The sequence below is a fragment of the Brenneria populi genome (assembly GCF_036016195.1).
In the GTDB taxonomy this organism is placed as follows: domain Bacteria; phylum Pseudomonadota; class Gammaproteobacteria; order Enterobacterales; family Enterobacteriaceae; genus Brenneria; species Brenneria populi.
On the sequence record NZ_JAYWTM010000041.1, the window covers coordinates 25,666 to 32,373 of the forward strand.

At 49.4% G+C, this 6,708-nt stretch carries 7 protein-coding genes and 1 tRNA gene; 3 read left to right on the top strand and 5 right to left on the bottom strand.

Annotated elements, in window-relative coordinates:
- Nucleotides 1–25 precede the first annotated feature (25 nt).
- Entirely contained in the window at nucleotides 26–934 is a 909-nt protein-coding gene (locus VSX58_RS21440) for a DUF808 family protein (protein WP_327615663.1), read from the top strand.
- A gap of 75 nt (nucleotides 935–1,009) precedes the next feature.
- Nucleotides 1,010–1,195 (top strand): hypothetical protein, encoded by a 186-nt coding sequence (locus VSX58_RS21445; RefSeq protein WP_327619856.1) that lies wholly within the window; start codon nucleotides 1,010–1,012, stop codon nucleotides 1,193–1,195.
- A 71-nt stretch (nucleotides 1,196–1,266) separates the two neighbouring features.
- Here the strand turns inward: VSX58_RS21445 and VSX58_RS21450 are convergent, their stop codons facing one another.
- The 3 genes from VSX58_RS21450 to VSX58_RS21460 all read right to left on the bottom strand — a co-directional run bounded on the left by VSX58_RS21450 (nucleotide 1,267) and on the right by VSX58_RS21460 (nucleotide 4,527).
- A complete protein-coding gene (locus VSX58_RS21450; protein WP_327619857.1) occupies nucleotides 1,267–1,515 on the bottom strand; it encodes a putative hemolysin in 249 nt (82 codons plus the stop codon).
- A 712-nt stretch (nucleotides 1,516–2,227) separates the two neighbouring features.
- Nucleotides 2,228–3,802 (bottom strand): carboxylesterase/lipase family protein, encoded by a 1,575-nt coding sequence (locus VSX58_RS21455; protein WP_327619858.1) that lies wholly within the window; start codon nucleotides 3,800–3,802, stop codon nucleotides 2,228–2,230.
- 650 nt (nucleotides 3,803–4,452) lie between these two features.
- A tRNA-Arg gene (locus VSX58_RS21460) sits at nucleotides 4,453–4,527 on the bottom strand.
- A 193-nt stretch (nucleotides 4,528–4,720) separates the two neighbouring features.
- On the opposite strand from VSX58_RS21460, the gene VSX58_RS21465 reads away from it, so the two are divergent.
- Nucleotides 4,721–5,893, top strand: coding sequence for a tyrosine-type recombinase/integrase (locus VSX58_RS21465; protein WP_327619859.1), 1,173 nt, complete (start codon nucleotides 4,721–4,723; stop codon nucleotides 5,891–5,893).
- On the opposite strand, the gene VSX58_RS21470 is transcribed toward VSX58_RS21465, so the two are convergent.
- Nucleotides 5,874–6,059: a helix-turn-helix transcriptional regulator gene (locus VSX58_RS21470; RefSeq protein ID WP_327619860.1), complete on the bottom strand. Its 186-nt coding sequence runs from the start codon at nucleotides 6,057–6,059 to the stop codon at nucleotides 5,874–5,876. The genes VSX58_RS21465 and VSX58_RS21470 overlap by 20 nt on opposite strands.
- A gap of 2 nt (nucleotides 6,060–6,061) precedes the next feature.
- Nucleotides 6,062–6,634, bottom strand: a complete 573-nt coding sequence (locus VSX58_RS21475) for a 3'-5' exonuclease (protein ID WP_327619861.1) — start codon at nucleotides 6,632–6,634, stop codon at nucleotides 6,062–6,064.
- Between the last annotated feature and the right edge of the window lie 74 nt (nucleotides 6,635–6,708).

A 6,708-nucleotide genomic window follows, 5' to 3' on the forward strand; every position in this document is an offset into this window, starting at 1 on the left:
GGCGGGTATAAATGAGGAAAATGTTTTGGCTGGAGCGAGTTTATTGACGCTTTTGGATGATATCGCCACGCTGCTGGATGATATCTCCGTTATGGGAAAAATGGCGGTTAAAAAGACGGCCGGCGTATTAGGCGACGACCTGTCTCTGAATGCCCAGCAGGTAAGCGGCGTAAAAGCAAACCGCGAATTACCGGTTGTCTGGCGCGTCGCCAAAGGCTCTTTGCTCAATAAGGTGTTTTTGGTTCCGGTGGCGTTGCTGATCAGCGCCTTTATTCCCTGGGCGATTACCCCGTTGCTGATGATCGGCGGCGCCTATCTCTGTTACGAAGGGGCGGAGAAAGTGGTGCATACGCTGCGTCACGGCAAAGAGGAAAAAACGCCGCAGGCCCGGCAGCAGCGGCTGTTGGCGGCGGCTCAGGCCGATGCGTCCTCTTACGAAAACGAGAAGGTAAAGGGGGCGATCCGCACTGATTTTATCCTCTCCGCCGAGATCGTGGCGATTACGCTGGGGATTGTCTCCGAGGCGCCGCTGCTTAATCAGGTGGCGGTGCTGTCGGGGATCGCGCTTCTGGTGACTATCGGCGTATACGGCATTGTGGCCGGTATCGTGAAGCTGGACGATCTCGGCATGTGGCTGGAGCAGCGGACTTCCGCGCTTGCCAAAAAGATCGGGGCCGGACTGCTGGTGCTGGCGCCTTTACTGATGAAATTTCTCTCCATCGTCGGCACCCTGGCGATGTTTTTAGTCGGGGGCGGCATCGTGGCGCACGGCGTGCCGCTGCTTCATCATACGATCGCCGATTTTGATGCGCGCTTCGGCGGCCTGAGCGCCGTATTGATGACGAACCTGGCGAATTTGGCGATTGGCCTTATCGTCGGCATCATCGTTTTGCTGGTCGTGAGCGTGATTTCCCGTTTACGAAAAAAAGCATGATGACGCCTTCCGGCCGGGTTCCCTTCGGCGTTTAGGGGGGAATCTGGCGAATATAGTTAGCCGAAAGGAGGGACAATGAGACCGGATATCAGCAGAGAAGAGATCGCGCAGCTTGCTGAGGATATTAATTTACTGAAGCAGAGCGGTTTTGGCGCAGACGAAATCTATGACGTTTTGCGCATACTTGAATTGCGGCGTCAGACGGCCAAAATGGAATTTATCAAACGGGCGCTGGGGGAGAAGAAAGCCCCGCGGGCGTGAACCGCCCGGGCGCCGTATTTACGCGCGGGCGGGAATGCATATTTCCGGCCTTAACGCGCGTTCGATGACGATTACTTTTTATTGTCTCGACGATACAGCGTCCACTCTTCAATGCGCTCGCCGCTTGGCAGCAAGCAATAGCCGGTTACTCCGCTGTCCGTGTTAACCATCTCCGACCTGCCGCCCTGTTTCTGGCAATGTACCGACGCCGGGTTAGCCATGCCGACCGATTTGGGGGGCGCGGCGTCATTCCCGGCGCGACAACCGACAACGACCGTTAGCGCGATAAATACGCCGGCGAGCTTTATTTCTGTTTTCATCCAAAATTCCTTAAGTATTCCTCTATTGCGCTATCACCACGGCAGCGGGGCGGTATCGTTCATATACATAAATACGCCAGCCAACAGGGAGATAATGACAATGACTATAACCGTAAGCCTCAAAAGCGGTACCTCTTGCGCAAACCACCTTCAGACGCTATCCGTTAGGATGGCTGACTGAACCCACTATGGAGGCAATTATATACCCGTTATACTTCAAGTTGCCTGTGCGTTGGCTTTGTTACTCGCCCCATCCGTGGGGCTCGCCCGTTGGGGCCGCCGCAAACGGCGTTCAAATCTGCCGAGAGCAGATTTGTCAGTCACCCGAATCACTGACTTGTGTAAACTCATCGGGATTAAATGAGAGACATCCTGTCTCTCACCAGAGGCCAGCCGTTGGCTGGTCAAATTCGTTCCTGACGAATTTGTCCTTCGCTTGCCGCGTTATTCGGCCTGATGGCTTCACCCCTTCGGGGTCAGCGCACGCGCTGTGCAAAGACGCTTTGGTATTTTTGTCCTGCAACTCGAATTATTTAGGGGATAAAGGCTATCGGCGGTTTATTCATTTGTTGCGTTAGCGAGTGACTGCGTCCGCTGTCGGTATGCGCGTCGGTTGCAACCGACGCGCGCGTGAAATCAGATCGGGAAACAAAAAATAGCCATCAATAAATGATGGCTAGTGAAAACGTATTGGTCTTGGTTATGTCCTATATTACGGCGTCTCTTTTTTCCCGGCGATTAGCGCTTCTTTACTTTTATTCAATAAATTACACATCCCGATCTCTTTATCCAGGCAGATAACGGATTTTTCACTCCGGCTATAGCCTGTCCATACGGGCAAGCCTTGGCCGTTGGGGTTGCCGCTGGCCGCAAAATTGACCCAATAGGAGGACATGGCGTTTTCCAATGATTTATCGGTCGCGTCCCATTGGCGGTTGAGCTTCGACTGATTATGCAAGACATAAGGCAATTCACTGGAATGGAATACGCCATAGTTCGGATGCTCTTTCCAGGGAATCGCTTTGCTGAAAAAGTATAGATAGTTGGGCTGACTGCCGTAATGAACTCTCAGGTCAGCCATCCATTGCATTGCGTAAAGACGCTCGTCCCGGAGAAGATTTTTTTGCGTCACCGCCGCCGCATGACTATCCTGCGCCCGGTATAAAGCGTTAAACGCATCCAGGTTTTCACCGTAGTATTTTTGGGCATAGGCGTTGAGATCGCTGAGGCTCCATTTGCCGTAATCAGCTTCGCTTCCTCTCTCATCCTTGTTCATTCCCGCCAGAACAGGAACGTCATTCTGTTTATTTTGTTGGTAAATTTCGGCTATCCTCGTCGGTAATAACGCTCCGTCGATGACCGCGCCCTTTATTGGCGTATTTACCGCATACCGATCAACCAATTCGCCGGCCGGCGCGCGCCTCAGATCGCCTAAGGATGAATAGCCTGAGGACTTAGCCCACTGAGCAACCTTTTTTTCCGCGTCGGCCAGCGGGGTGCCCAGGCTCTCCGCCGGGCGAATACCGTAATTGGAGATAGTGCTGCCGGGAGCGCTTTCCATGATGGCTTTATGATATAAACCGTGGGCCAAAGGCGATGCATTTAATACGACGATGGAGTTCGCGCCCGCAGATTGCCCCATAATCGTAACGTTATTACTGTCGCCGCCAAACTTATCTATATTGGTTTTTATCCAGCGAAGCGCCGCGATTTGATCATAAAGGCCGTAGTTGCCGGAAGCGCCTGATTCTTTCGTCAGCTCTTCATGCGCCAGAAAACCGAAAACCCCTAACCTATAATTAATATTCACAAAAACAACGTTTTTGCGCGCCAGGTTTTCGCCATCGTAGATCGGTACGCTGCCCGAGCCTTCGACAAAACCGCCGCCGTGAATGAATACGATAACGGGCAGTTTATCTTTATTGGACTGCGCAGGGCTCCAAATATTGAGGTACAGGCAATCTTCACTCATCGGACCCTGATGTAAAAATTCGGATGACCAGGGCAGTTTGTCTCCGGTCACCGCTTTTTGCATACAGCCGGCCGCGAAAGCGTCCGTTTTTTTAACGCCGTCCCATTGGGTTACCGGCTGCGGCTTTTTCCATCTTAATTCCCCTACCGGCGGCGCCGCATAGGGGATACCCTGAAATATGGCAAGCTGTTTATCCGCGGAGAGCTTGCCTTCTATCGTACCGCCCGTTACGTTAATTGGACCCTGGATGGCGCCGATCGCGCCCATTGAATATAAAGATAAGGTGAGTAATAACCCTTGATACGTTTTTTTCATGATCATCATCACTATTAATAAACACGCTATATTTATTTCACTAATCGAAATAAATATCCGTGATCAAATTCTCAGTTTATTGTCGGCGCAGTTATTTTTTGGTCGTGGTTAATTGTAGTGATGGTTTCAATTGTTACAGTGACGAGCGTTATTTCTAATCCCGGCAATCGCCGCGGCCTGGCGAAAGTGGAATGCTAATATGCGAAACTATTTAGGGAAAATATATAATAACGGAGAGAAAGGAATTTTTCGGCAATTCGCATCTTTCTATCCGGCTATTTCATGTCAATGGTTTTTATATCATGCATGAAGCTATTTCATGCGTTTGAGATATCGATACAAATATATCTCGATAAATTTTGATCGCCGCCTTTCTGCGAGCGTGTTTTATCTCTTAGGCGCAGTTGTTTTGGCATTTATGTTTTTTGCCATGCTCTTTCTAACCAATGCTGTTCATGCCAAAAAACACGGGCCTTTGCGGAAAACCGTGGCTTAGCCGTACCGCTATCGCGGCGTGCGTAAGGGGCATAACCGCGCCTGTAGCAACAAAAGTCCGCGAAGGCCGAACCGGATTAGTAGCGCGTGTGTTATTTAATTAATTGATTTTATGGGTAAAAATAGCGTTTTAGCGGTGTAGGTGGGCAGGATTCTGGCGTCCCCAGCAGGAATCGAACCTACAACTAGCCCTTAGGAGGGGCTCGTTATATCCATTTAACTATGGGGACGTTGTTTAGGCATGTCTTTACTTGTTCGCCTATGTTTGTATGCTACCGCGATTTACCCCTGGCTATCAATGATTACGTTTAATTTTGTTCGCCTTTTTTCTTCTCTGTTTTAATGTGATGCTACTTCGTTCACTTGCCATTGAGTACATTTTGAGTACAGAATAACTATATTCAGTGTGTACAGGATATAAGAATGGCGCTCAGTGACACAAAGCTACGTAGCATCAACGGAAAACCTTATGAAGGGCCACCGGAACTAACTGATGGTGACGGTCTTAGCGCTCGCATAACTCCGTCTGGCACCGTGACATTTCAATACCGTTATCGCTGGAATGGAAAACCGGTACGTCTCACGATAGGCCGCTATCCTGTAACCGCTCTGAAAGACGCTCGCGTCATAGTTGGAGAGATGCGTGCATTGTACATGAAGGGCATAAACCCTAAAAACTATTTTGCCCGTAATGATGGCATGCTGACTCTCAAAGATTGCCTGGACCAATGGTGGGAAAAGTACGTCTCTACACTCAAACCCAACACACAAACATTGTACCGCTCTGTCGTGTACAACACGATGTACGCAGAGTTTGAAGATATGCCTGTTGAAAACATACCAGTTTCACTTTGGGTTCGGTTCTTCGATAAGCAGGAGAAAGCGAACAGCAAGAAAGCTAGGGTTCTGCTTGTCCAATTGCGATCAGTAATTAACTGGTGTATCAACAGGCAGCTAATCCCGTCATGTGAACTTTCAAAACTTAGCGTTAAAAACATCGGTAAAAAGCCCGATATAGGCAGCCGGGTTCTGACATTCACTGAGTTGGCTAAAGTCTGGCTGGCTTTGGAAAACTCAAAAATCACATCATCCAACAGGGTACTTCATCAGTTATTGCTGCTATGGGGGCCACGCTTGTCAGAGCTACGCCTGTCAACATCAAATGAGTTCAACATGGACGATATGATATGGACAACTCCAAGTGCTCACTCAAAAATGGGGAATGTAATACGGCGCCCCATATTTGAACACGTTAAGCCATACGTTGAGCGACTACTTAACTCAGGCAATGCAGTGCTGTTCCCTGGTCAATCATTGGATAATCCGATCGACATTTCTTCGGCAAATTTATACATGAGAAAGCTGAGGGGAAAGATAGATATTCCAGAGTGGCGAACACATGATTTTCGGCGCTCGCTTGCGACCAATTTATCTGGGGAAGGTGTCATGCCCCACGTTATAGAAAAAATGCTAGGGCATGAGTTGGTAGGCGTGATGGCCGTGTATAACAAACACGACTGGCTTGATGAGCAGAAAGAGGCGTATGAATTGTACGCAGAGAAAGTATTCTGGCACGTTAAGAAAGTTGGCGGTTAACGCCGCCGTCAGCAATCCATTTTTCAACAGCAGATCGGTTGTAGCGTGCCGGGTGGGTTAATACAGGCTGGGGAAAACCACATTCTTTTTTCAGTCTCCAGAGAGCGGTGCGTTTTCTACCGATCCGTTTTGAGACCTCTTCTTCGGTAATCAATTCAATTTCCATAGTTACTCCCCTTTAATCCGCTGGTGGGGCGCAAGCAAGCGCCGATAGATAGCAGAAACATACTTGGCCTGGTGTATAGCGTCGGCCAGCGCATTGTGACGTTCTCCGTCAAACGGCATATCTTTTTTCGGGTCAAATCCGATTTCCCGTCCAAGTTCAACAATGGTTCTGACGTCACGGTCATTGAACCATTGCCAGATATCACCGAAACATTCCCGCTTGCACGACTCACGCAGAATGACGTTGTCGAATCCAGCCCCGTTCCCCCAGACACGTAGATATTTAGGGTCGCTGTTTGTCACAACAAATTGCTTCAGTTCATGCAACACAACAATGAGCGGGGGAGTTTTAACGCAGATGGCCGCTCTTGCTTCTTCGCTCTGACTTAGCCACCAAATGATTGTGTCAGCATTGGGAACGCCGCCGCCATGCATGGCACTTTGAAGCGTTACAGGGCTATAAAACTCTGGTCCCAATTCACCGGCTTTGGGTTCAAAAAAAACGGCCCCGATAGCAACTATTGGGGCCGATGGGTTATTCCCCATTGTTTCGATGTCGATCATTAAGTGGTTCATGCATTCTCCAGGCAACAAAAAGCCCCGCTATTGCGAGGCTGGTTAATCATCATTAACGGGCAGACAGTAAAGCA

Coding starts and splice junctions, on each gene's coding strand:
- VSX58_RS21445 (WP_327619856.1), top strand. CDS start 1,010: ATGAGACCGGATATCAGCAGAGAAGAGATCGCGCAGCTTGCTGAGGAT.
- VSX58_RS21450 (WP_327619857.1), bottom strand. CDS start 1,515: ATGAAAACAGAAATAAAGCTCGCCGGCGTATTTATCGCGCTAACGGTC.
- VSX58_RS21455 (WP_327619858.1), bottom strand. CDS start 3,802: ATGAAAAAAACGTATCAAGGGTTATTACTCACCTTATCTTTATATTCA.
- VSX58_RS21465 (WP_327619859.1), top strand. CDS start 4,721: ATGGCGCTCAGTGACACAAAGCTACGTAGCATCAACGGAAAACCTTAT.
- VSX58_RS21470 (WP_327619860.1), bottom strand. CDS start 6,059: ATGGAAATTGAATTGATTACCGAAGAAGAGGTCTCAAAACGGATCGGT.
- VSX58_RS21475 (WP_327619861.1), bottom strand. CDS start 6,634: ATGAACCACTTAATGATCGACATCGAAACAATGGGGAATAACCCATCG.